This window comes from Burkholderia sp. BCC1640 (assembly GCF_902833125.1).
Classification (GTDB): Bacteria; Pseudomonadota; Gammaproteobacteria; order Burkholderiales; family Burkholderiaceae; genus Burkholderia; species Burkholderia diffusa.
In genome coordinates this window covers 1-570 of the sequence record NZ_CADFEF010000129.1, presented here as the reverse complement: position 1 = coordinate 570, position 570 = coordinate 1, and the positions used below count along the sequence as shown (strand labels likewise).

Genomic DNA, 570 nt, shown 5'->3' with positions numbered 1-570 from the left:
GAACGAATCGCCGGTGTTCATGCGCATCAAGGCCGAGGGCAAGACCTCGAAGGCGCCGCTTACCGAAGCCTTCGGCCAATGGCGCAATCTGAAGATCGTGATCCTCGCGCTGGTCGGGCTGACCGCTGGCCAGGCGGTGGTCTGGTACACGGGCCAGTTCTACGCGCTGTTCTTCCTGACGCAGACGCTGAAGGTGGACGGCACCACGGCCAATATCCTGATCGCCGTGGCGCTCTTGATCGGCACGCCCTTCTTCCTGTTCTTCGGCTCGCTGTCGGACCGGATCGGCCGCAAGCCGATCATCCTGGCCGGCTGCCTGATCGCCGCGCTGACCTACTTCCCGCTGTTCAAGGCGCTCACGCACTACACGAATCCGGCGCTGGAAACGGCCACGCAGAAGGCGCCGATCACCGTGATCGCGAACCCGGACGAATGCTCGTTCCAGTTCAACCCGGTCGGCACGGCGAAGTTCACGACTTCCTGCGACATCGCCAAGGCGGCTCTCTCGAAGGCCGGCCTGAACTACGAGAACGTGGCCGCGCCGGCGGGCACGCTCGCGCAGATCAAGGT

1 protein-coding gene is annotated in these 570 nt (G+C 64.4%); it reads left to right on the top strand.

Annotated features, from left to right (window positions below; translation table 11 throughout):
• Positions 1–570 (top strand): MFS transporter (locus tag HWX25_RS32830; protein ID WP_175912752.1); only part of this gene is annotated, 570 nt, incomplete at both ends.